Consider the following 23820-nt stretch of genomic DNA (forward strand, 5'->3'; position numbering starts at 1 on the left):
GTACAGGCTCTTCAAGGATGATTATATTTCAAAATAACAATAACTATTTATGAACTTACTTAAACCCTATTTGATATCTCTTCTTTTTGTGTTCTCGTTCTCGTTCCTAATAATAGAAGCACATGAAGTTTGCATTATCCCTTCTTCTTTTCCTGATTTGAAAATTGAAGTTTATTTCCAAAAACCTTCTAAAGAATGTAAGAAGCTTCTTCTGTTTATGCATGGATCCTCTGGTAAGGGATTACAGGGAATTTCAGACGCATGGTTTTCTCATTGGTTGAGCAAAGGTTACGCCGTCGCAGCTATTTCAATGCCTGGTTATGGCAGATCTAATGGAAGAAAAGACTTCTGCGGTCCATTGACAATTGAAACTTTGAACCATGCTCTGGAGTACATTAAAAAGGAAACAAAGATATCTGAACTAGGCGTGATCGGATTTGGCCAGGGAGGGCTTGCTTCTCTATTACTTTCCCTTAAAAGAAACGATATACGTTGTTTGGTTTGTTCCAACTGCGGCTATGACCTACTCAGACACCAGGGGAAAGAGGATCCTTTTAGAAAACAAGTTGAAGAAAAGGATTATAATTTAGATTTCAGCGATTTAGCCTCTCTAAAATACAGATCTGCCATCGAACATATTGAAAAAATAAATACCCCCCTTTTCTTACTTCATAGAAAAGGGAATCCTATGATCTCTGAACAAGAAGCCATAGAATTCCATAATGCTATGTTAAATGCAGGTAAGGAATGCTATCTAAGTATTAGAGAGCGTTCTGAAACTGACGACACACAGATTATTTCCTACGAGGAAGTTCTAATAGAAGCTGAAACGTGGATTGACTCCTGCATGAACAATTGAGGGAATAATAAGGTTTTAGAGAACTCCTATACTAGGATATGGTTTTGTAAACGAGTTTTATTCATGCACCCGCGCATAGAGGGAGATGGGCATTCCTTCTGCCAAAGCTATGGAACCCGTTTCCTCCCCGCTTGGTGTAAGGACTCCACAGGGGGAACCCCTAAGCATCTTAGTGATGTAATCCAGCAGTCGTTGGTTAATGGGATGTTCAAACGTACTGCATTCCACACCTTTTGCACGTAGAAGGCTAGCCTTCGTCACATAGAAATGGACATTGTTTGTTCCTGCTATCGGAATCAATTTTATGGTGAAAGGTAGGAGTCCATGTTTCAATACGCAATGGAAACTTAAAGCTACCGATTCATTCTGTCGGGTTGTTTTTACATTCAGCAACACCTTACTTTGCCCCAAAACATGTGCGCATAAGGGGTTTCTTAGAACATCAACTTCTGGCATTTGTATATGTTTTGTAAACTTGCTTTGCATGGGAATGTATTGAGCTGCTTCCTGACCATACCAATATAGGGTAGATAATACTTTTGAAATGGAACACATCATAGTTAACTCCTTGAGATGATTTACAATAAATGTAAACCATCTGTAATATGGTTAACAATACGTCCATGAATTAACTAATGTTAACTAGAAGTTTAAGATGAAAAGACTAGAGCATCTCACTACCTTTCTTACCGTGGTGAAGGAAACAAGCTTCGCTGCAGCAGGCCGTATTCTGGGAATTTCCACTGCAGCAGTATGCAAACAGATCAATGCTTTAGAGAAAGAGTTGGGTGTACAACTGTTAATACGTTCTACACGCCGTTTAAACCTGACAGAAGCAGGACACCTTTATTACATCGAAGCTGAAAAAATCTCTGCACAAATCAACGAGATGGATGCACTCTTCTCAAAGGTTCGTGGAGAGCCTTCAGGCCTGCTAAAAATTGGAACTTCCCGTCATTTTGCAGCACACCACCTATTTCCACATCTTCCAAGCTTTCTAGAAAAGTACCCTAAGATAACACTGAAAATCGAAAACATTGAGCGTATCCCCGATCTGACAAAAGAAGAAATAGATATCAATATGGGACACCGGTTTGTGGGAGGTCCAAATGACATTATCAAGAAAATTGGATCTACAAAATACGTTATGTGTGCTTCGCCCGGGTATTTAAAGAAATTCGGTATACCCAAAAACCCCAAGGAGTTAGGAAAACATCGCTTTATTACGCATACCATGCGTGACCCTAATAATGTGTTAACATTTGACCAAGGGCTGGAAATTGTATTGAAACCCTATCTATATTTTAATGACAGTATGCTTATGACGGAAAGCGCATTACAGGGAATGGGCATTATAAAAACCCACCGCCCCGTGGTATTGAGTTATCTCAATGCTGGAGAACTTGTGGAGATATTACAGGGGTTTGATACAAGCGAACAACCCCTATACCTAGCCTATCAGCCTTTCAAACATATGCAAGCGAAAGTCAGGCACTTTATAGACTATTTTGTGCCAAAAATTCGGGCTGAATATTTCTAAAAAAATAAGGATCGAATTAATGTACGGGGTATTCTGGGGAGGAATCAATGAATATTTCCCAAGCATCCGGCATCAACCAATTATTTTTTGCTCTAGATTTCCAAACTTGTCCGGTAGCTGTATCCAAAAGATAAAAGCGCGGTTCATCACCTTTAACAATAATCTGGTACCTCCCTACTTGTTTCTCCTCTGCTTTATTTATTGTTACACCAGCATAGATAGGAAATGAAGCGCAAGTTAGCAATAGAAACAGACAAGTCTTTTTAAGCATGATTACCTTTTAGTTAAAATTATTACAATAATTTTTACAGTAGTATACTTATAAAAATCAAGTGTAAATAACGCTATATTATTCAAACGAATGAGGGCTTTAAGATGAAATTACTGCGTTTGGTTGCAATCATTATTTGGTTTCCTTTTACACTATGTTTAGGCGCGGACTCACCCAAAACAGTCGTTGTAACTTGCGCAACAGGTGAATTAGGATCTGCCGCTGCGAAATTATTAGGTCAGACTCACAACCTAATTTTGACGGGCCGTGACAGAGAAAAACTATGCAAGCTTAAGGAAGAGCTCACTGCTGCCTTCCCGCATAGATATGAAATTTGCACTCTCGATTACTGCAACAAGGATAGTCTATTAACTTTTAAGGACTATTTAAAAAAAATAAATCTCCCCTTATCGGGTATCGTTTTGATCTATCCCCGTCCTCAGACATATGGAAAAGATTTACTACTGGAAGAATCCACTTGGCTTGAAGTCATTCAAAAAACATTTACCGGTCCGCTAGAAGCTTTGAAGTGTGCACTTCCGCATATGACAAATCCCAGTAAAATTGTGGTTATTTCCGGAACAACTTCTGTCCAATATATTCCTGATGCAGGCGCCGCATGTATTATTCGAAGGATGTGGACAACCTATGTTAAAGGACTCTCGCATCAACTTGGTCCGCAAAGTATTAGTGTAAATGCTCTTTCGCCGGGTGTTGTGCTGACAGCCTTTCACCATGAGCGCATTGAAAAAAAGGCACATAGCCTAGGCATAAGTCATGAAGAGCAGATTGCTCATGAAGTGGAGCCTATTCCTTTAAAACGTCATGCCAAACCGGAAGAGGTCGCTAAATCCATAAAATTTTTACTTACTCACGAGTCAGATTTTATCAGTGGGATCAATATGGTCATTGACGGCGGATTAAGCACTTCATACTAGTCAAGGCACTACCGTAATTGTTACGGTAGTGCTTATATTTTTACCTCCTTATGATCTTTCTTAAAACCTTTGGAGATCCGTATGATGGCATCTATATTTTTTTCTTCTTTAGTAGCAGCGTGTCTCTGCTTAAGTGTACTTCATGATATTGAAGGTATTGAACAGCAGAATATCCCTCCCTCCAAACTTGAGGGAGCTGAATTTATACAATTAAAAAACGGCTATCGTGTATGGACGCAGCGTGTTGGTAAGGGCCCTATCAAAATCCTTACACTTCATGGCGGCCCAGGTTGTTCTCATGAATATTTAGAATGCCTTGCAGACTTTTTCCCGGGTGACAAATATCAGGTCATTTTTTACGACCAACTAGGTTCCTACTATTCAGATCAACCGGATGACCCCTCCTTATGGACTGTATCTCGGTTTTGCGATGAAGTGGAAGAGGTGCGCATCGGTCTGGGTTTAGAGGATTTTTATCTGTATGGACAGTCCTGGGGAGGAATGCTTGCCATAGAATATGCAATCAACTACCCGAAACATTTAAGAGGGGTCATATTTTCCAATATTACCGGTAGTGTAGACTCGTATGTAACTTATCTGAGCCACTTGAGGTCGCAACTTCCACAAGTAGTCCAAGATAAACTGAAATACTATGAGGATAAAGAAGACTACGAAAATCCTGAATATGAAAAATTATTATTCAAACAACTATATAACAAACACGTCTGCCTTGTGGATCCTTGGCCGCAAGCGTTCGTCTTAGCTTTTGCACATATAAATAAACAAGTTTACCTTACGATGCAGGGGCCGAATGAATTTATCGTCAATGGCAACTTCAGAAATTGGAATCGGTGGAATGATCTGCATACAATAAAAACACCTTCCTTATTTATCTGCGGACGGCATGATACTATGAGTCCTGAAGATAACATTAGAATGGGGCAACTAGTACCAAACGCCACAGTTAAAATTTGCGAAAATGGAAGCCACGGAGCCTTGTATGACGATCAGGAGAACTATTTTCAAGCTCTCCATGATTTTATCGATAGCGTTGAAGGGAAACATTAAAACCCAACTTACCGAGATACTCGAGATCACGCAGCACACGAAACTAAGGAGAGCCGTAGGCTGCGTGAGATAAACTTATACGAATACGTCCACTAATTCATGATCGGGATTTTGCTTCATACAGTATCCCTTTTCCCATTGACTAGCAAAAAGTGCCATAGGGTTGCCGTGGCGGTCTAATACGATCATGGCATTCATCGGTTTAGCGAATGTCTTTATATCCCCTTTGATCCACGCACTGCATTGGTAGGGCAAAGGCGTTAGAATAGTTTCAACGGAGTACTCATCCTTGAGGCGGAATTGCATCACTTCAAATTGCAGCTGTCCAACAGCTGCAAAAATCAACTCACCGTCCTGCTTGAAGGAACGGAGCAATTGTATTGCGCCTTCATCTATCAGTTGCAGAATGCCTTTATCGAAAGACTTACGTTTTCCAATATCTTTGGGCTGTAATTTAGCGAATATCTCGGGCTGAAACTGTGGCAGCGGCTTAAAGTTAAATCCGCCTGCGACGGAAATAGTATCTCCGATAGAAAAGAGCGCGGGGTTGATAACACCTATGATATCGCCGGGATAGGCATAATCGATAGTGGTTCTTTCACCTGCGACCATTCCATGCGGACGTGCAAGGCGCACTTCTTTTCCGGTGCGGAAGTGTTTTACTATTAGGTCCCTTTCAAAAATACCTGAACAAATACGTATAAAGGCCATGCTATCGCGATGACGTTTATCCATATTGGCTTGTATTTTAAACACATAGCCGCTGAAGCCTGTAGTGACGGGATTGACTTCAATTTCAGTTCCGTCCGTACGATTAGCTTTACGTTCATGCGGGCAAGGAGCCAAGTGAATAAAGGCATCAAAGAAGGGTTCTACACCGAAGTTTGTTAAGGCTGAGGCGAAAAATACGGGAGTCACTTGACCTTCAAGGAATTCTTGCTGGTTATAAGGATTGCCTGCGAGTTCAAGTAGTTCAAGTTCCTGAAGAAGTTTATCATATTCCTCCTGCCCCAATTTATCGACAGCTTCCTGGCTATTCAGGGGACAGCGAGTAATCCCGGCTTTCTGTGCACCGCCAATGGAAGTTTTAGTGAAAAATACACATTCATTAGTCTGGCGGTCTACAACTCCTTGGAACTCTTTGCCACCTCCGATAGGCCAATTCATTGCATACGAATGTACTTGCAATACGTTTTCAACTTCATTCATCAACTCTAAAGGTTCCCTGCCGGGCATATCCATTTTGTTAATGAAAGTCATCACCGGGATCTGTCGTAAACGGCAGACTTCAAAGAGCTTTAATGTTTGTTTTTCCACACCTTTAGAGGCATCGATAACCATGATGACGCAGTCAGCAGCTGTCAATGTACGGTATGTATCTTCAGAAAAGTCTTCGTGGCCGGGAGTATCTAGAACGTTGATGACAGTGTCTTTATAAGTAAACTGCATTGCGGAAGAGGTAATAGAGATTCCCCGTTCCTGTTCCATTGCCATCCAATCGGATGTGGCGGCTTTACGTCCCTTCCTACCTTTCACCATTCCTGCAGTGACAAGCATGCCGGAGTAAAGTAGCAGTTTTTCTGTTAATGTCGTTTTGCCAGCATCGGGGTGGCTGATAATGGCAAAGGTGCGTCTTTTTTTGACTGCTTCTTGAATAGATGTGTTCATGGGTCTTTAAATAGAGTTTGTGCCGCTAGTATGAATCAATAGCCCGTTTTAGGGCTATTGATTTTTCATAAATCTATATTTTGATATAGCCTAACTGTTTTTGGAATTTTGCGGCATCTTGAGAACTGATTTCTTCTCTGTAAACGACATGCCTTAAGTAGGTCGCCACTTCAGGATTTCCTATGGAGAATTCTTTGATAGACTTATCCATTCCTATTTCAAGATCTTTTTCTGTGCATTTTTGATAATCTGTTGCGTCGATAACAACAAAAGTACCGTTCTTAATGACAACATTAGTGTAACTGAAATCGGATGTTTCAACTTTATTATCCCACATTGTTTTTAATATCTGGCCAAGTTTCACAATAAGCTCACGCCCTTTGACAGGAACTTTATCCAATGAGCCTTTGTTGATCCAAGTGTATTCGTGGAGGTCTTCATCTGGAGCTACATATTCTAGAATAAAATCACCGGCTTCAGTAGGTTTGGAGTATATTTCAGCAACACGAAAAGCAAGTGTAGGATGATTAGCTTTAAACTCGTTTAGTTTTCTGAAACTTGCCTCATCGGATAGAGCGATTCTTCTATTATCACTCGGCGCTTTGATAAAACCTTTAACCACGATATGTTTATTTATCTTCTCGCAAAAACCTTTCCATACCTTGTGATCCTTCCCCTGATTAGGAAAAGATATTAGGTTATAAACATCTTTCTCATGTTCAGCTTTATCGCTTCCATCACTCTTTTTTCCAAATTTTATAGCATGGGCAATAGATTGAGTTTGCAGATCAAAGCCCACTTCAATTTTAGAAGGTGGCAGGTATCTAGACGAAACTGTATTTCCCTGATTATTTGAAAATATAAACTTTCTATCTGAATTTAAAGCTGTTATTAAAGCATTAACTTTAGCGGGTAATGGTGCTGGTTCTATATCATCTGTCTCATAAACAACAGGCGAAAGAAGAAAAAGATTGCGTCTAGATTGCTTAGAGCTATTCTCGTCTCTATCAAGTTCTTTACGTTTGATTCCACGGTTTCCTAAAGGGCTCAATTGACGTGAAGGAGAAGTAACTTGAAGCGCTTCCGCCCCTACCATAGTATAATGTGTATTTACATGTTTTAATAGTGAGTTAGATCCAATAGACATATTACTTCCTTGTAAACAAATCTTTATTATCATGATAATATACCATGAAATACTATTAATTATAACATTAAAATATTAATATTATACGGCTAATTAAATTAAAAATATAATTCGTTGTGAAGTATAAAATTCTATTGTTACTTCATATAAGTCTATGGATTTTTATTTAATAATTGAAAAGTATTTTTTACACTTTTCACGCTTCAATTTAAATATTTTTTTACATATGATTATTTCATTTCAAGAATGGATCTTTATATGAACAATTGGCTCAGAAATTTTTTATACCTCTCCACCTCCTGCTTTGTGTTGGGATTTACTCCTCTCCTATCTATTTGGACCGATCCGGTCGATATATTTGCAACTCAGTCTGTGGATGATCCTGCAATTGCTCTAGATGCTTCAGGGAATGCTTTAGTCATCGCCTCCATCTCTGATGACCTAAGCACATTCTATGAGAAAACAGCAAAAATTGTTCAAGGCGTAGTGCAAAGTACTCAAGCGTTTACTCCCATTGGAACCAATGAATGCGAAAATGTTATCGCTGTCAATGATCAAGGCAATGGATTAGCAGCTTGGCTGGAGATTGACAATAACACCTCCAATTTAGGGATACTGGGAACTTATTATAATGGGAGTACTTGGGAGAGTCCCACAGTGCTTACTGATGCGATAAACTTTAATGTTCAAGGCGGTCTTTTCCCTGGAATTAATTTAGACAATTCTAATAAAGGCCTTGTTTCATGGATTGCATTTAACAACAATACATCTCAATACCATGTCCAATTTAATAGGTATGCAGGAGGGTGGTCAAGTCCCCAAGACATTTATGTAAACCCTTCATTTTTGAGTACACAGTCCTTTTCCGGATCATCTTCCGGAAAAGCGATCACGGCATGGTATAATTTTTCCCCCTATCAGTTACAAGCCGCAACTTTTGACGGGGTTAGCTGGACGACTACAAATCTTTCCACAGATGTATTCTCCACATGCTCTCCTTTTTTAGATGTGTCCATGAATAATTCTAGCAACGCTATCATATTATGGAATAACCAGAGCTCAGCAGGTTTAAGCTCTATTAGTTACATAAATGGAAGCTATACAGCTCCCCAAATCGTTTATTCTCCTCCCGTGAATGAAGATATCGCGGATGCAAAGATTGTATTAGATGATCAGGGCAATGCCATTGCCTTATGGTCAGCTTATAATTTCGACATTAATAAATATAAACTTATGGCTAACCGATCTGTGGGAGGCTTTTGGGGAACTCCTGTCATTTTAGAAATAAATGATAATGTCTATTTCAGTCTAAACATCGATGCTGATAGTGTGGGTAATGCATATGCTGTCTGGCAAAATTTTAACGATTCAACCAGTGCCGTTTATTACCAATATTTCAATAGAAATACTTCTGCTTGGCTTAATGCTCCCGTACTGTTATCTCAACCTCAGATAAACACTACCCAACCCTTCTTATCTATGAATGCTAGCGGACAAGCGACGGTTGCTTGGGCTGCAGGCGATGCAGATCCGATTGTCCAAGCTGTATTTTCACTCCTGATACAACCACCTCAAAAGCTTACCGGAAAACAAGTGAAGAATCATTTTCTTATTCAGACTGATATTGTGAATATATTAAATTGGACTCCGAGCCTGACGACAAGTATTGTAAAATACAATATCTATCGCGATGGTGTATTGATAAATTCGACAACCTCTTCAACTTATCAAGATCATCATAGAAAAAAGAACGTCTCCTATTTTTATTCTGTAACTTCAGTGAATGCCCAGGGAACTGAAAGTGACCCCGTTACCATCGTGCTTCCTAATTGAAAAAGTTACTATTTGCCTCTATTCTCTTATGGACGCCTAATCTTTGGGGTGGGGAGACTTTGGTCAACCCCTCCTTTATTCAAAACTGCTTAACAAAAGAAGCCCAATGGTCTGTGCTGCACGGAGCGCAAGGTGATGACCTAGGTTCTGCCATGTTTTATTATGCCATTGTTTATGCGAACAAATATCAAAATTGTGTTTGTTTAGGCTCAGGTGATGGTTTTGTGCCTCGCGTAATGCGGCAAGCGCAACGAGACCTTCATTTAACAAATTCTAAAACAATTCTTGTAGACGGAGAGCTAAGTAAATGGGGAAAGCCTTCATGGAAAAGAAAGGATTCCTTATTTAGGAAAGAGTATCCTGAAGTAGAGATCATTATGGATACTACGCATAATGTAGCTTTAAATCAGGCCAAGGAGTGGGAGATCGACTATTTACATATCGACGCAGACAGGTCGACTATGGGGGCATTGAAAGACTTTTTAGATTATCTCCCCTACATGTCAAAAAACGGCACCATTACTTTGCATGAAACAGGTCCGGGAAGACCCTGCGCAATAACGCTAGAATTGATCCGTTCGCAGGGATATTCAGCAATCAATTATGCTGCTTTAGGAACGGGTGTAGCGATAATAAAGCTTGAAACCCAAAGAAAAGATTAGGGCGTACCCTAATCAAAACCTAGAGGCATACGTAATCAAGTGTGAGAGTGGAGCCGGATAGATCGACAGCAGAACAATCCCTAGAGAAGCAATGATGCCGGTCAATGCAGCAGGCCACGACATCTGGATCTGTCTTTCGTGTGTGTTTTCTTCCGTAAAGACTGCGCTGATAATCCGTAAATAGTAGTATGCAGCCACTATCGTCATAACCAGTCCAACGATACCCAAAACGTAATAACCTGCTTCAAAAGCCGTCTTAATCACAAAGAACTTCGCAAAAAAACCTGCTGTGGGAGGAATGCCTGCTAAAGTAAGCAAGCATACGATAAGAATCACTGCCAATGTAGGAGAATGCCTGAAAAGACCGTTTAAATCGCTAATGAGCATGCCCTCTTTACGGTAGTCAATAAAAGACAATACTGCAAAGCATCCTAAGGTCGCTAACGAATAGACGACTAAGTAGAACATAAGCGCTGATAAAGCATCAGGCGTTCCTGCAACAAAAGGCATTAACATGTAGCCTGCATGGGAAATTCCTGAATATGCAAAGAAGCGCCTTAGTTGGAATTGACGCAGGGCTAAAAAGTTAGCATAGACAAGAGTAAGGATGGCCAAGATGGAGAGAAGGTATGACCATTCCACGTTGAAGTTTGGTAAACCTTCCAAAAATACACGTGTAAAAGCTGCAAAAGCACCAGCTTTAGTTCCTACAGACATAAATGCAGTGACAGGTGTGGGTGCTCCCTCATACACATCCGGCGCCCAGACATGGAAAGGAACGATAGCAGCTTTAAACGCTAATCCGAGGGTGACAAATCCTATACCGCTCATGAATAGTACTTTGGAGTATGTCGATGCTAGAGACTGATAGCCCGGCATCAGCCCACCAAATTGAGTTGTGCCTATAGCGCCGTAGATGAGTGCAATGCCGTACAATAAAAAAGCGGCGGCGATAGCACCCATAAGAAAGTACTTTAGCGAGGACTCATGGGATATATCCCATAATTTCATGTAGCCGCAGAGGATATATAATGCGATTGAAAGTGTTTCTAGCCCGATAAACAAGGTTAAGAAATCGGCAGAGCCTCCAATAAGTAAAAGGCCGAAGAGAGCGGACAGCAGTAGGAAATAGTATTCACCGTGTGTAGCGTGAAAGCGTTGGAAGAATGAGTCAGCCAACAAAGCGGCGCCGAATCCGACTCCAAGGAAAAGTAAATTAAAAAACACACTGATGGAATCAAAACGTAACCAAGGTGTTAACAAAGGGTTAGTGCTATAGGGAGCATAGATCGCAGCAGTGAAAGCAGCCGCGATAGCAAAAAGGGAGAAATAGGCAGAGTATTTCCTCGAAAAAGCTTCAGAGATACTTTCAATAAGCAGCAGAGCCAATGCAGCTAGGAGAAGAATAAGCAGAGGACTGAGCGCTGCAAAATCAACAGAGTGAAGAGATATATTCATCGCTGCCTCGAGGGGGTAGTAGACGTTGTAACAATATTTTCTACAGCAGGTTCAATCTTATTCAGGATTGGCTGAGGGTAAAAACCAATCCATAATGTCAGAGCTGCAAGAGGCGCTGCAATAGCTAGCTCCTTCCAGTGGATATCTTTCCAATTATTTTTGGCTTGGGAGGGGTGACCGAAATAGACCTTTTGCATCCATCGCAGCATATATACGACTGAGAAAATGATGGAAAGTCCCAAAATGAAGGCCAGCCAGCCATTTTGCAAGAAAAGCCCAAGAAAAATCAGGACTTCTCCCACAAAATTATTCGTTCCCGGAACCGCCACCGATGAAACGACGAAGAACAGTGTTAGCCAGCATAGTTGTGGGAAGTATTTTGCTACTCCGCTGCTTTCATCCATGGAAGTTGTACCTAAGCGGTTTTCAAGCCAACCCGCAACAAGGAATAAAGCTGCAATAGTGATACCGTGATTAAAAGCCTGTAAGACAGCACCTTCATATGCAGTTTGGCTCATGATGAAGAGCCCGGCTAAGACAAAGTTAACATGGGAAAGACTGGAATAGGCTATCAGTCGTTTATAATCTTTTTGCATCCATGCAGCGAATGCTGCATAGAGAACTCCTGCAATGGCCAGGCCGAGCAATAGTGGACTCCACTCATGAAGGGTTCTAGGGAATAGCTCCATCCCTATTCTTAGGACACCATAGATTCCTGCCTTGGATAAGATTGCTGAAAGCAGAATCGTACCTGAAGTCGAGGCTGAAGCATAAGTATCCGGCAACCATGCGTGAAATGGAAATAACGGCGTTTTCACAGCAAAAGCCAGCATAAAGACAGCAAAAAGAATTTCTGCATATTTGGCATTATTTGCTATGGGGCGTAGGGCATCCATATTAAATGTCCCGGCTAGGAAGTATAGCCCTAAGACAGCTGCCACCATTAGCGCGGATCCTGCAATCATATAAATTAGAAATTTCAGGGCTGCAGAAAAGCGTTTTGGCCCGCCCCAGATGCTGATGATGAAATAAAGGGGGATTAGCATCGCTTCCCAAAAGACTGTGAAAACAGCAAGATCCCGCGCAGTGAAAAATCCTATAAGGAAAGCTTCGAGAAATAAAACTAAGCCATAGAAAGTGTGTGGATGGATGAGGAATTTACTGCGTGTAGCTAGAAGACTGATAGGGATGATAATTGCAGATAAGTAGAGGAAAATTAATGAAATCCCATCTATCTTCAGGTTAAAGTTAATATTCAACGCCGGAAACCAAGGATACTCTACTGAAGCCCCTAGGAGAGTGTCATGTTTAGCTATAAGCATCCCCAAAGGAATTAAACTGAGAAGGACTGCAATGATCTTCAGAGGTCTGCCTGACAAGGGTTTTAGCAGGAAAACGCTTAAGGCTGCAATGATAGGAATAATAAACAACCACATTAAGTAGGGCATTTCTTCGACCTCAATGTATCAAATAAAATAACAAGAATACTGATCCCACTACCATCCACGCCACGTAAGAGCGCAGTTGTCCGCTTTGGAATTTTTGGAGCTTTGCGGCGATAAACTGTGCAGAGTGGCCGGTACCGCTGATCATTCCATCGAAAATCTTTGGCTCGAAGAAGGATGTGATTAGCGAAGCAATATATCTTAAGGGGCGCACAATGCCATTCCAATAGATCGTATCGACATAGAATGATTTCCTGAAGATCTGAATGGGGTGATCTTTATAGTGTGTGTAGATATACCAAGAGGTTCCTACACCCAAAAACGCACCTGCAATGGCCATAATTAATGCGGGAGAGAAATGTAAACCACTACTAAGACCTTGTTCTGATGGGGTAATCCCTACATCGATAAGGAAATTTTCCAGGAACGGTATTTTCCCGAAGGCAAACCCTAGCAAACCCCCGAAAACGGAAAGTATAGCTAAAATAGAAACAGGCGCAAGCATTACAGTCGGCGCTTCTTTAATAGAATTAAATTCTTTCTCTTCGAGTCTTGGAGTTCCTGTAAAAGTTAAGCAGAAGGCTCTAATAAGATAAAAACCTGTTAAAGTCGAAGCTGCTAGCCCCACAAAGTATAGGATATGGTTTCCACTCAGATGAGTCAGCTCTAAAATTAAATCCTTACTGAAAAAGGCAGCCAAAGGAGGGATGCCGGATAGAGCTAATACACCAATGAGGAAAAGCCAATATGTTTTAGGAAACACTTTGGAAAATCCACCCATACGCTGCATATCAGTCATGTCATGCGCCATATGGACGACATTTCCTGCAGACAAGAAAAGGAGTGCTTTAATGAAAGCGTGTGTCGTTAAATGGAAAATCGCTGCATAGAAGGCTCCTACGCCGCAAGCAAGAAACATTAAGCCTAATTGGCTAACGGTAGAATATGCAAGGACACGTTTAAGATCAGTCTGTCCGATGGCTGATAGTGCGGCATACAACGATGTCGCTGCCCCGATAATCGCCACGATTTGCATAGTAGTGGGAGCTAGCAGGAATATAGGATGCAAGCGAACGACAAGATAGACGCCAGCTGTAACCATTGTAGCAGCATGGATCAAAGCGGAAACAGGTGTCGGACCTTCCATCGCATCAGGCAGCCAAGTGTGCAAAGGAATTTGGGCTGATTTTCCTGTTGCCCCTACAAAGTATAGTAATGTTAAAAGGACTATGATGGGGGCGCCGACGGCAAACTGTTGGCCGGCAAGAGTGTTAATAGTGCTAATTTCGCTGGTTCCAAAAAGCGCGAAAGTCAGAAGTATGCCCAACAGAAGACCAAGATCACCGATCCTATTCACCACGAAAGCTTTGGTAGCTGCTGAAGCAGCGGAAGGCTTCTCATACCAAAACCCTATCAATAAATAGGAAGCAAGGCCCACCCCTTCCCAACCCACAAATAAAAGTAAAAGGTTGGATGCTAATACAAGTAGTAACATTGCGAACACGAAGAAGTTCAAATAGGCAAAAAAACGTGCATAATCTTTTTCATGATCCATATAGCCATTAGAGTAGACATGGATAAGAAAGCCCACGCCCGTAATGATCATGGACATCCATAACGAAAGATGATCTAAATGTAATGTAAAACCGGCTTCAAGCCCTTTTACATTTATCCATTCGTAAAGGTGGACTGTTTCTTCGATTGTGCCTTGACTTAAGAACTGTATGAGGAGTGTTGAAAAGCATGCAAAAGCCAGGAAAATGGATGTGCAGCCTATCAAACCTGTAAGCTTTCTTCCAATATTTTTAGAAGAGATAAATATGATCAAGCTTCCTATTAGAGGTAGAAATAAGCCTAGCGGCAGTAGAATATTCTGCATTTATCCCCTCAACTCATTAAACTGATCTATATCCACAACTTGCTTTGATCGGAAAAGATTGATGATAATGGCTAGTCCGACAGCTGCTTCAGCAGCGGCGACAACCAGCACAAAGAACACCCAAACTAAACCTGTTTGATTACCCCAGTCGTAAGCAAAACTGACAAAAAGCAGATTGGCAGCATTCAACATAAGCTCTATTGAGAGAAATAGCACAAGAGCATTGCGCTTTGCGAGCACACCTATGATGCCTATGGCAAAGAGAGCCATGCTGATGAATATGGTGATAGTACTATCCATTCTTTACCTTCTTGCCAATATATAAACCGCCTATGACAGCGATAAGAAAAAGCAGTGTGATTGCTTCAAAAGGAAGGAAAAAGTCGATATACAGAAGCTTTCCTAGCGATTGTACAGTTCCATAACCTTCCGGAAGAGCATTATTTACGATTTTAGTTCCCCATAGCTGTTTTCCGATAACGATCAAAGATAGAATCAACCCTACACCGGCAGCAGCAAGTAAAAGAGGAGCGCTCTTGGCTTTGACTTGTTCAATATTCTGGTATGCATCTTGGAATAAGATGATGATAAACATAAAAATAACAAGAATGGCCCCTGCATAGACTAAAATCTGCATCACAGCCACAAAATGAGCTGAAAGCTGTAAATAGTAAACTGAGAGGGTCAACAGTGTGAGCAGAAAACTCAGGCATGCATGGACAGGTTTATTGAATAGGACCACGCCTAGAGCAGATAGAATTAGAATGATACCTAAGAAAACCTGAAGAAAATCTATGGATTGCGGCATAAGCTCTTATATCTCCCTTCTTGGATCGCGGCCAGAATCTCCGGGATTTTTTTCTGTCAGGATCTCTTTAGTGAAAATCAAGGATTCCCGTGTGTATCCGGCAAGCTCGTATTCGTTACCTAAGATAATGGCTCCCGTAGGGCAAGCTTCTTCGCAATAGCCACAGTAAATACAGCGCAGCATGTTAATCTGAAAGTCTGATGCGTACCTTTCACCGTGGGAATGCTTGTCCTCTTCTGTATTTGCTGCTGGCTTAACATAGATCGCTTGAGAGGGGCAAACGATAGCGCATAGTTCGCAACCGACGCATCTTTCTAACCCGTCCTCCCATTTTGTAAGGTAGTGCCTTCCGCGGGAGCGGGCTGGCAGCTTCCTTTTTTCCTCGGGATAGAGCAGTGTCACAGGTCGTTTGAACGCGTATTTTAACACGATAAACAGCCCGCGGAACATTGCTAGGATTTCATAAAGTTTGTTTTTCATTTGACCAACACAAAATAAGCAGTGACGATTAAATTTAGGGTCGCAATGGGAACTAAAAATTTCCAGCAAAAACTCATTAGCTGGTCATAGCGAAAGCGTGCCATTGTAGCCCGCACCCACATGAAGAAGAAGACGAATAAACCTAATTTAACTAAAAACCATAGTACAGGAATGTCCCAAGGGCCATGCCAACCGCCTAGAAAGAGGGTAATAGCTATAGCTGATACTGCAAGGATATTGATGTATTCTGCCAGGAAGAATATTGCAAATTTCATTCCGCCATATTCCGTATGGTAACCGCCTGTCAGTTCTTGTTCCGCTTCAGGTAAGTCAAAAGGAGCGCGGTTGGTTTCAGCAAAGGCGGTGATCAGGTAGATAATAAAGCTGATGGGATTAGTCCAGATAAACCAATGGTCTTTTTGCGCATCTACTATCTCAGAAAGGCTGAGAGTCCCGGCAGACAAGACGACTGTTAGAAGTGAAATTCCCATCGGAACTTCGTAGCTTACAAGCTGAGCCGTACTACGTAAACCACCGAGCAATGAGTAGCGGTTATTGGAAGACCAACCTGCTAAAACGATGCCATAAACAGCTAGTGAGGAAAAGGCTAGCAGGAAAACTATCCCTGCGTTTACATCCGCAATTTGTAGGTTGACTTGTCTTCCGGCAACTTCGATAGAACCCCCTATCGGGATAAGTACGAATGCAACAAGGGCAGTAAAAATGGAAATTGCAGGGGCTAACCAAAACGTAAAGATGTCAATGTTGTCGGGTTGAAAGCGTTCTTTGGTGAGGAGTTTGATGCCGTCTGCCAAAGGCTGCAAAAGTCCGAAAGGTCCAACACGGTTCGGCCCTACGCGTAGCTGCATGCGCGCCATGATGACCCTCTCTAAAAAGGTCATATAGCCTCCAAACGTAAGGAGAACAAATACAATGATAAGCGTTTTTATTAGAGTTTCAATGGCAACAAATTCCATAATTAAACTTCTTTTCTTAGTTCAATGACTAGGCCATTTAACAAATTATTTGCTAATTCATGTACAGGAAGATCTCCGAATCCCACAGGTAGCACAATGGTATTATCAGCCACATTAGAATCTAGCTTTACTTTTCCTGTAATGGATTTCTCATTGGCAGACAAGCGGACCTTATCTCCATCTTTAAGGCTGCGCACCAGCGCTTCTTTTGGATGGATCCTGATAAAAGGTGATTTTGCGAGTTGGATAAGGTGCGGATCATGCTTCATACGTACACCACGGTCAAATAATACGCGTGCAAAAGTTGCTTTTAGCCCTTCTTTAGAAGAAGCTGTATCCATCGGGAAAGGCCCTTCAATAGATTCTTTGTGACGTATGATTAAACGTTCAGCTTTCAGTTTCTCTGCAAATTGGCTATCCAGTGCTAGAGTGCGTGTATTATCTATTTTTTGTGCGATGAGGGAGAATATTTCACCGTCGCTATAAATATCTTTAGGAATATCTTTTCCTGGATGTATCTGTTGAATACGCCCTTCAATATTAATGAAAGAACCTCTCTTTTCAATAAAACATAGGGCAGGCAGAACAACATCAGCAGTCTGTGCAGTTTCATTTAGGAAAAGGTCCTGTACGACGAGAAATTGTAGTTTTGAACGGATCGTTTGCCAGTGTTCTTTTGAGAAGTTAGCCGCGGGGTTGGCTCCTGCAACATATAAAAGGTCCCATCCCGAGCGGGCTGTTTCCTCAAAAACTTTGATTGAATCAAAACCAGGCTGGTTTGGAGATGTACCTAAGGGGCCGATATCGGGCCTCATCCCTGCTAATCTTGATCCTTGGCTATTTCCCTTCCCCTGCATAATATTTAAGGATAGGCCCGGAGTCTTATGCTTGGCATTAAGAAGTTCCGCTAGGATAGCTTTGCGCTGCGGATTAGCCAGATATTGGCTTCCGACAAAAATGGCGCCTTTTTTATTTGCTTGAAGAAGTTCTGGAAGATGTTTTTTAAGGATATCCACTTCTTGGCCGGGAGTATGTACAATGACATTGTCCAGGTGTTTAGCTATTTCCGGGGCGAAGTGTCCTATAAATACAACTTTAGCTTTACGGTGGATGGCCTGCCTTAAGCGCAGCCATATGACCGGAAATTCTTCTGTAAGGTCGATTCCACACAAGATAGCGTAAGAAAGCTCCTCCGTTTCACCGATGGACATTTCCATTCCCGGAGCGAGACCTTCGTCATCGGCTGCGATTACGGGTGTTCCAACGCGATTATCAACGTGGTTTACACCTGCAAATTCACGCATGAGCTTTTGGAATAAGAAATTTTCTTCTGTTGTCAGCGGATTCCCCCCTAATCCTGCAAGTTTTCCGTTTGCTTTAAACGACTTCATCTTATCCGCAACAAGCTGCAGAGCATTTTCCCAGGTGGTGGGTTCCAACTTGCCATCGCGCCTGACTAAGGGTGTATTGAGGCGTTCAGGATGATAAACAAATTCGTACCCGAAATACCCTTTATCACAGAGCCATACATCGTTGACGTCTTTGTTTTCTTTAGAACGTGTGCGCACAATCTCGCCATCGCGGGAGTCGAGATACATACTGCAACCTACAGGACAGAGGGTGCATGTGCTGGGTGTCGCATCGTTATCCCAAGGGCGGGCACGGAAGCGGTAAACTTTACTTGTCAGGGCACCTACAGGGCAAATTTCTATTGTATTGCCGATGAATTTTGATTCCGCCGGACCGCTGTCGGGTGTGCCCACTTCGGTTTTATATCCCCTTTCAATAAACTCCAGGGCGTGGTCTCCAGCTATAACGTCTCCAAATCGAGTGCAGCGTGCACAGGTAATGCAGCGTTCACGGTCTAGCATAAGCACAGGTCCTAATGCCAGAGCTTTTTTGAAGTGTCTTTTTTCTTCAAAGAATCGGCTTTCACCCGGACCGTATTTTAGGGTTTGATCTTGCAGAGGACATTCGCCGCCGCGGTCGCAGATAGGACAGTCCAGGGGGTGATTGATAAGGAGGAGTTCGAGAATGGTCTTCCTGCCCGAAACGGCGCGATTGCTTTGGGTAACGACATTCATCCCTTCGGTAGCTTCTAAAGTACAAGAAGCTTGAAGCTTGGGCATTTTTTCCACTTCAACAAGGCACATGCGGCAGGCGCCAAACGGAGGCATACGGTCGTGATAACAAAAGATAGGGATCTCAATACCTAGCTGCTTGGCAGCGGTATACACGGTAGTCCCTTTCGGCACAGAAATAGGTGTGCCGTCTATTGTTAGATTGACCATGACGGTCTGTTCTTTTGTTTCTACAGTCATATTATAAGTAGGGATAAGATACTTTCATTTTTGGATGTCCTTGAGCGTTAGGGTTACGCTGTATATACATCTCAAACTCATTTTTAAATTCTTTAATAGCGCTTACTACTGGAGGAGCAGCGCCGGCAGCTAATGGACAAAAAGAGTTTTCTTCCATGTTTTTGCATATTTGCTCGATCACATCCAAATCTCTGTAGGTACCGTGGCCGGCTTCTAATCTTGTAAGCATTTGCACAACCCAACGAGTTCCTTCGCGGCAAGGGGTACATTTACCACAAGATTCGTTCTGGTAAAACTGCATCAGTCTTAAAGCGACCTTGACCATATCTGCGGTGTCATTCATGACGATAATGGAAGCTGTTCCTAAGGCTGAGCCTCTGGCTGCAAGAGTTTCAAATTCCATAGTGATGTCTAGATCGCGGGCCGTCAGGACTGAACAAGAAGATCCTCCGGGATAACAGGCCTTAAAGGTTGTTCCAGGAAACATTCCACCAGCAGCATCAAGAACTTCGCGCAAAGTAACTCCTAAGGCAAATTCGAAACAGCCCGGTTTTTGAACATGTCCGCTCACTTGGAATATTTTTGTACCTGTGTTCTTTGGCTTTCCTATACTCTGGTACCATTCGGCGCCATTATTCACGATATGGACAACATTACAAAGTGTCTCGACATTGTTGATGACGGTGGGTTTGCTATAGAGTCCGGCAACGGCAGGAAATGGGGGCTTTAAACGCGGGGTTGCCCGCAACCCTTCGAGAGAGTTGAGCAGGGCTGTTTCCTCGCCGGCAATGTAGGCTCCTGCACCAGGATGTACAATGATATCTAGAGAATAATCGGATCCGAATAGATTATGTCCAAGATACTTCTTACTTTTGGCTTCTTCTACGGCTTTACGCAGTCTTTTCAGTCCTTCAAAATATTCGCCTCTGCAGTAAATAAATGCTTTTTTTGCACCTATGGCATAGCTTGCAAGGATCATCCCTTCAATAAGTTGATGCGGATCTTTTTCAATCAGCAATCTATCTTTAAAGGTGCCGGGTTCGCTTTCATCACAGTTACAAACTAGGTATTTGGGTAAAGAAGGATCTTTAGGGACAAATCCCCATTTCATCCCTGTGGAGAAACCGGCTCCTCCCCTTCCACGCAAACCAGATTGCTTTACTATCTCGATAAGGTCGTTAGGGGCAATATTAGGGATAGCCTTGCGAATAGCCTTATACCCGCCATTTGCTTCATAAGTATCTATCTGCGCTTGGTTCTCTTTATCGATATTGGCAAGCAGAACGCGTTTCTCAGCCATGCGATCCCCCTAACAATTCAGCCGGACAGGGGTGTCCTGGGCCTTTTTTTGCTTCTTCAAGGATTTTGTCTAAATCATCCGGATTGACAGGGCCTACGACCTTATCATCCACTATCATCATAGGGGCGCGGTCACATGCGCCAAGGCATTCGGAAGCAATGACAGTAAATTCTTCATCCTCAGTTGTTCCGCCGGGTGCAATACGTAATTTATGGCACAGTCTTGAAAGCAGACCGTCTCCGCCACGCAGCATGCAGGACACATTTTTACAAACGTGAAGGATGTGTTTTCCAGTAGGCTCCTCAAAGAACATGTCGTAAAAAGTGACAACGGCATTGACTTCATTCGGGTCGATATTGAATAAAGCTGCAACTTCATCTTGAATTTCGCGCGGGAGGTAGCCTTCTTGCATTTGTGCAAGATGTAAAGCAGGAATAAGCGCTGACCTTCTTTGTGGGTATTGCTTCTGCAGCTCTAAAATTGAATTGCGAATTTCTTCATTTAACATCAGCGGTCTACATCTCCCAATATTGGATCTACGCTAGCTATAGCAACAACGACATCTGCAACCATATGTCCCTTCAAAATATCCCTCAAAACTTGAACGTGAGGGAAAGAAGGAGACCTTACCCTTAAGCGGTAGGGTTTATTGCTACCATCACTGACCAGATAGTATCCTAATTCCCCTCTTGCAGATTCAACACAATTATACACTTCACCTACAGGCGGGTGCATTCCTTCGCTGACCAGTTTAAATTGGTGAATTACAGCTTCCATGCTGCGCGGTAGTTCATGCCGTGGAGGCAATGCAACTTTCCTATCGTCAATAATGATGGGTCCTGGTTTTAGCTTTGCAAGTGCTTGTTGAATGATCGAAGCGCTTTGCTGCATTTCTTCCATACGGACCATATAGCGTGCATAGGCATCCCCTTCCGGGAAAACAGGGACATCAAATGTGTAATTTTCATAGCCTAAGTAGGGATAGACTTTGCGTATGTCATAAGCTACTCCTGCACCGCGTATTACAGGTCCGGTACACATATACTGCTTGCATTGCTCTTGATCGATGACTGCAATGCCCTTTAACCGTGTATTCCAAACGTAATTATGTGTTAGGAGGTTGTCCATGTCCTTCCACATGGAGGGAAAAGACTTCAGAAAAGCTTTGACGTGATCTTCAAATCCGGGATTAAGGTCCCGCGCTATCCCTCCGACACGCCAAAAGGTAGGGAACATTCTAGCGCCAGAGACTTCCTCGAATAGGTCCATAATCTTTTCACGTTCAGCAAAGCAATACATGAAAATGGAGGACATATTAAGTTCTAGAGCACTGGTTCCTAGCCAAATGAGATGGCTTGAAATACGGGCTAACTCCAGCAAGATCAAACGGATTGTCTGGGCTCTCTCAGGCACTTCAATCTGCATTAATTTTTCTACTGTAGAGGCATAAGCCTCTTCTTCTGCAGGGCCGGAGAGATAATCTAGACGATCGACAAGAGTGAAGACCTGATGATAGCTGCGAGTTTCACATTCCTTTTCGACCCCAGTATGGAGATAACCAATGACAGGCTCAACCGAGACGACAAGCTCGCCGTCAAGATGTAGAACGAGCCTGAGTACACCATGCGTTGATGGATGCTGAGGACCAAGGTTAAGCTCCATGATCTCATCAGAAAGGCCTAATTCGGTAGGATTATTTGTACTTTTTGACATAAGGGATTATTTCTGATGGAACTTTGGGTTTAACATTATGTTTAAATTCTACTGACTCTTCTGTCAGGGCATAATCTCGTCTCAATGGATGTCCTTTCCAGTCGTCAGGCATCAGGATGCGTTTTAATTGGGGGTGGCCCTCAAATAAAACTCCAAAAAGATCGTATAATTCTCTTTCATACCAATTGGCGCCTATCCAAAGATCTGTCACAGAAGGTAAAGGCTCTTCCCTGTCGACAGAAACAACGACCCGAATTCTCTCATAGTTGGTTGGATTAAAAAGCCAATAGACCACTTTTGTATGCTTATGGGGCTGTATGTAGTCGACTCCGGTCAAGTCCATCAATACTTCGAAACCATTTGCTGCCTGTTTTAAAGCTGACAAGGCTTTTTTAAGCTGATCTTTTTTTACGTGAATTGTTGTCTCGCCGCGAAACTCTACGATCTGAAATGAGTTTTCGCCTAGTTCCTGCTTGAGTTTCTCTACTGCTTCAATGGTATTCATAAGTTTTTTTCACCCGGTTCCCAAGCAAAAACATTTTCGTTTCTAATTTTCTTTTGCAGCATTATTAAAGCATCAATCAACGCCTCAGGGCGTGGCGGGCACCCGGCCAAATACACATCGACGGGAACTAGTTTATCAACCCCCTGTACAATGGCATAGTTGTTGTAAATCCCGCCGGTAGAGGAACAATCCCCCATCGCAATGACCCATTTAGGGTCTAACATCTGATCGTATACCGTCTTTAAAACAGGAGCCATTTTTTGGCTTACCCGTCCAGCTACAATCATCACATCGCTTTGTCTAGGGGATGCACGAAAGACTTCTGCACCAAACCGAGCGAGATCATAGCGTGCAGATGCTGTGGTCATCATCTCGATTGCGCAACAAGCTAATCCGAATTGCGCAGGCCATAGCGAATTAGCCCTAGCCCAGTTAATAAGTTTTTCTAGAGGCGCCACTAAAAAAGGCGTTTTCTCTTTTGGCGTCATTCCCATTGCAATCCCCCTTTACGCCAGATATATGTCAGTCCCACAAGTAAAGCTGCTAAGAAAAAAGTCATTTCATAGAAAGCAAAAGCACCGATTTGTTTTCCAACAACAGCCCAGGGATATAGAAAAATCACTTCAACATCGAACACTAGAAATATCAGTGCGACAAGATAGTATCTCAGCGGAAATCTTTTTTGGAGCAGGTGCGTCTGTGTTTGTATACCCGATTCATAGGGCATAAATTTTACAGTATTTTTGCGCGAAGGAAATAGTGAGGTTGCCCCCAGAATGACCAGCGTAAGCAGCAGCACAAAACCGAAGTATAAATAGACAGGAAAATAATCGCCCAAATTTGCCCTCTGAATTTCCTTGTTTTGCTCTCGTCATAACAATTGACGCTAGAGAAAGTCAATATTTATTTCTAAATTGCATAGGGAAATGCTTGGAAAGAGGGTGCGTA

24 protein-coding genes are annotated in these 23820 nt (G+C 42.4%); 6 read left to right on the plus strand and 18 right to left on the minus strand.

Features of this window, described 5'->3' with window-relative positions; genetic code table 11:
- Nucleotides 1-49: 49 nt before the first annotated feature.
- Nucleotides 50-859, plus strand: coding sequence for an alpha/beta fold hydrolase (locus WC222_10410; GenBank protein ID MFA6916797.1), 810 nt, complete (start codon nt 50-52; stop codon nt 857-859).
- A 57-nt stretch (nt 860-916) separates the two neighbouring features.
- Here the strand turns inward: WC222_10410 and WC222_10415 are convergent, their stop codons facing one another.
- Nucleotides 917-1417 (minus strand): hypothetical protein, encoded by a 501-nt coding sequence (locus tag WC222_10415; GenBank protein ID MFA6916798.1) that lies wholly within the window; start codon nt 1415-1417, stop codon nt 917-919.
- 97 nt (nt 1418-1514) lie between these two features.
- Between WC222_10415 and WC222_10420 the strand changes: the two genes are divergently transcribed.
- The gene (locus WC222_10420) at nt 1515-2399 is read left to right on the plus strand and encodes a LysR family transcriptional regulator (GenBank protein MFA6916799.1); all 885 of its coding nucleotides are present in this window, start codon (nt 1515-1517) and stop codon (nt 2397-2399) included.
- A gap of 16 nt (nt 2400-2415) precedes the next feature.
- On the opposite strand, the gene WC222_10425 is transcribed toward WC222_10420, so the two are convergent.
- Entirely contained in the window at nt 2416-2670 is a 255-nt protein-coding gene (locus WC222_10425; protein ID MFA6916800.1) for a hypothetical protein, read from the minus strand.
- A gap of 104 nt (nt 2671-2774) precedes the next feature.
- On the opposite strand from WC222_10425, the gene WC222_10430 reads away from it, so the two are divergent.
- Both WC222_10430 and WC222_10435 read left to right on the plus strand, forming a co-directional pair.
- Entirely contained in the window at nt 2775-3608 is an 834-nt protein-coding gene (locus tag WC222_10430; protein MFA6916801.1) for an SDR family oxidoreductase, read from the plus strand.
- Nucleotides 3609-3689: 81 nt separating this feature from the next.
- Complete coding sequence (locus WC222_10435; GenBank protein ID MFA6916802.1) at nt 3690-4676, plus strand: proline iminopeptidase-family hydrolase; 987 nt, start codon at nt 3690-3692, stop codon at nt 4674-4676.
- Nucleotides 4677-4751: 75 nt separating this feature from the next.
- Here WC222_10435 and WC222_10440 read toward each other — a convergent pair whose 3' ends face one another.
- Together WC222_10440 and WC222_10445 are read right to left on the minus strand one after the other, a co-directional pair.
- The gene (locus WC222_10440; GenBank protein ID MFA6916803.1) at nt 4752-6344 is read right to left on the minus strand and encodes a peptide chain release factor 3; all 1593 of its coding nucleotides are present in this window, start codon (nt 6342-6344) and stop codon (nt 4752-4754) included.
- Nucleotides 6345-6417: 73 nt separating this feature from the next.
- Nucleotides 6418-7491, minus strand: coding sequence for a hypothetical protein (locus WC222_10445; protein MFA6916804.1), 1074 nt, complete (start codon nt 7489-7491; stop codon nt 6418-6420).
- A gap of 258 nt (nt 7492-7749) precedes the next feature.
- Here WC222_10445 and WC222_10450 point away from each other — a divergent pair, with 258 nt between their 5' ends.
- Together WC222_10450 and WC222_10455 are read left to right on the plus strand one after the other, a co-directional pair.
- Nucleotides 7750-9324, plus strand: coding sequence for a hypothetical protein (locus tag WC222_10450; protein ID MFA6916805.1), 1575 nt, complete (start codon nt 7750-7752; stop codon nt 9322-9324).
- Nucleotides 9321-9986, plus strand: coding sequence for a class I SAM-dependent methyltransferase (locus WC222_10455; protein ID MFA6916806.1), 666 nt, complete (start codon nt 9321-9323; stop codon nt 9984-9986). Before WC222_10450 ends, WC222_10455 begins: the two co-directional genes overlap by 4 nt.
- 12 nt (nt 9987-9998) lie before the next feature.
- Here the strand turns inward: WC222_10455 and WC222_10460 are convergent, their stop codons facing one another.
- Genes WC222_10460 through WC222_10525 form a run of 14 tightly spaced genes read right to left on the minus strand, consistent with a single transcriptional unit; the run spans nt 9999 to nt 23710 of the window.
- On the minus strand, nt 9999-11444 hold the full coding sequence (locus WC222_10460; protein MFA6916807.1) for an NADH-quinone oxidoreductase subunit N: 1446 nt from the start codon (nt 11442-11444) through the stop codon (nt 9999-10001).
- Nucleotides 11441-12892 (minus strand): NADH-quinone oxidoreductase subunit M, encoded by a 1452-nt coding sequence (locus WC222_10465; GenBank protein ID MFA6916808.1) that lies wholly within the window; start codon nt 12890-12892, stop codon nt 11441-11443. The genes WC222_10460 and WC222_10465 overlap by 4 nt, the downstream gene beginning before the upstream one ends.
- 10 nt (nt 12893-12902) lie before the next feature.
- On the minus strand, nt 12903-14768 hold the full coding sequence (gene nuoL / locus WC222_10470; GenBank protein ID MFA6916809.1) for an NADH-quinone oxidoreductase subunit L: 1866 nt from the start codon (nt 14766-14768) through the stop codon (nt 12903-12905).
- Complete coding sequence (nuoK, locus tag WC222_10475) at nt 14769-15068, minus strand: NADH-quinone oxidoreductase subunit NuoK (GenBank protein MFA6916810.1); 300 nt, start codon at nt 15066-15068, stop codon at nt 14769-14771.
- On the minus strand, nt 15061-15576 hold the full coding sequence (locus tag WC222_10480; GenBank protein ID MFA6916811.1) for an NADH-quinone oxidoreductase subunit J: 516 nt from the start codon (nt 15574-15576) through the stop codon (nt 15061-15063). Before WC222_10480 ends, nuoK begins: the two co-directional genes overlap by 8 nt.
- 6 nt (nt 15577-15582) lie before the next feature.
- Nucleotides 15583-16056, minus strand: coding sequence for an NADH-quinone oxidoreductase subunit NuoI (gene nuoI, locus WC222_10485; protein MFA6916812.1), 474 nt, complete (start codon nt 16054-16056; stop codon nt 15583-15585).
- On the minus strand, nt 16053-17033 hold the full coding sequence (nuoH, locus tag WC222_10490) for an NADH-quinone oxidoreductase subunit NuoH (GenBank protein ID MFA6916813.1): 981 nt from the start codon (nt 17031-17033) through the stop codon (nt 16053-16055). The genes nuoI and nuoH overlap by 4 nt, the downstream gene beginning before the upstream one ends.
- A 2-nt stretch (nt 17034-17035) precedes the next feature.
- Nucleotides 17036-19354 carry an NADH-quinone oxidoreductase subunit NuoG gene (nuoG, locus tag WC222_10495; GenBank protein MFA6916814.1) on the minus strand — a complete coding sequence of 773 codons (2319 nt, stop codon included), beginning with the start codon at nt 19352-19354 and terminating at the stop codon, nt 17036-17038.
- A gap of 1 nt (nt 19355) precedes the next feature.
- Entirely contained in the window at nt 19356-20654 is a 1299-nt protein-coding gene (nuoF, locus tag WC222_10500; protein ID MFA6916815.1) for an NADH-quinone oxidoreductase subunit NuoF, read from the minus strand.
- Nucleotides 20647-21162 (minus strand): NADH-quinone oxidoreductase subunit NuoE, encoded by a 516-nt coding sequence (gene nuoE / locus WC222_10505; protein MFA6916816.1) that lies wholly within the window; start codon nt 21160-21162, stop codon nt 20647-20649. The genes nuoF and nuoE overlap by 8 nt, the downstream gene beginning before the upstream one ends.
- Entirely contained in the window at nt 21162-22367 is a 1206-nt protein-coding gene (locus WC222_10510; protein MFA6916817.1) for an NADH-quinone oxidoreductase subunit D, read from the minus strand. Before WC222_10510 ends, nuoE begins: the two co-directional genes overlap by 1 nt.
- Entirely contained in the window at nt 22348-22872 is a 525-nt protein-coding gene (locus WC222_10515; GenBank protein ID MFA6916818.1) for an NADH-quinone oxidoreductase subunit C, read from the minus strand. The genes WC222_10510 and WC222_10515 overlap by 20 nt, the downstream gene beginning before the upstream one ends.
- Entirely contained in the window at nt 22869-23366 is a 498-nt protein-coding gene (locus WC222_10520) for an NADH-quinone oxidoreductase subunit B family protein (protein MFA6916819.1), read from the minus strand. The genes WC222_10515 and WC222_10520 overlap by 4 nt, the downstream gene beginning before the upstream one ends.
- Nucleotides 23357-23710 (minus strand): NADH-quinone oxidoreductase subunit A, encoded by a 354-nt coding sequence (locus WC222_10525; protein MFA6916820.1) that lies wholly within the window; start codon nt 23708-23710, stop codon nt 23357-23359. The genes WC222_10520 and WC222_10525 overlap by 10 nt, the downstream gene beginning before the upstream one ends.
- Nucleotides 23711-23820 lie beyond the last annotated feature (110 nt).

The sequence above is a fragment of the Parachlamydiales bacterium genome (assembly GCA_041671045.1).
Taxonomy (GTDB): Bacteria; Chlamydiota; Chlamydiia; order Chlamydiales; family JABDDJ01; genus JABDDJ01.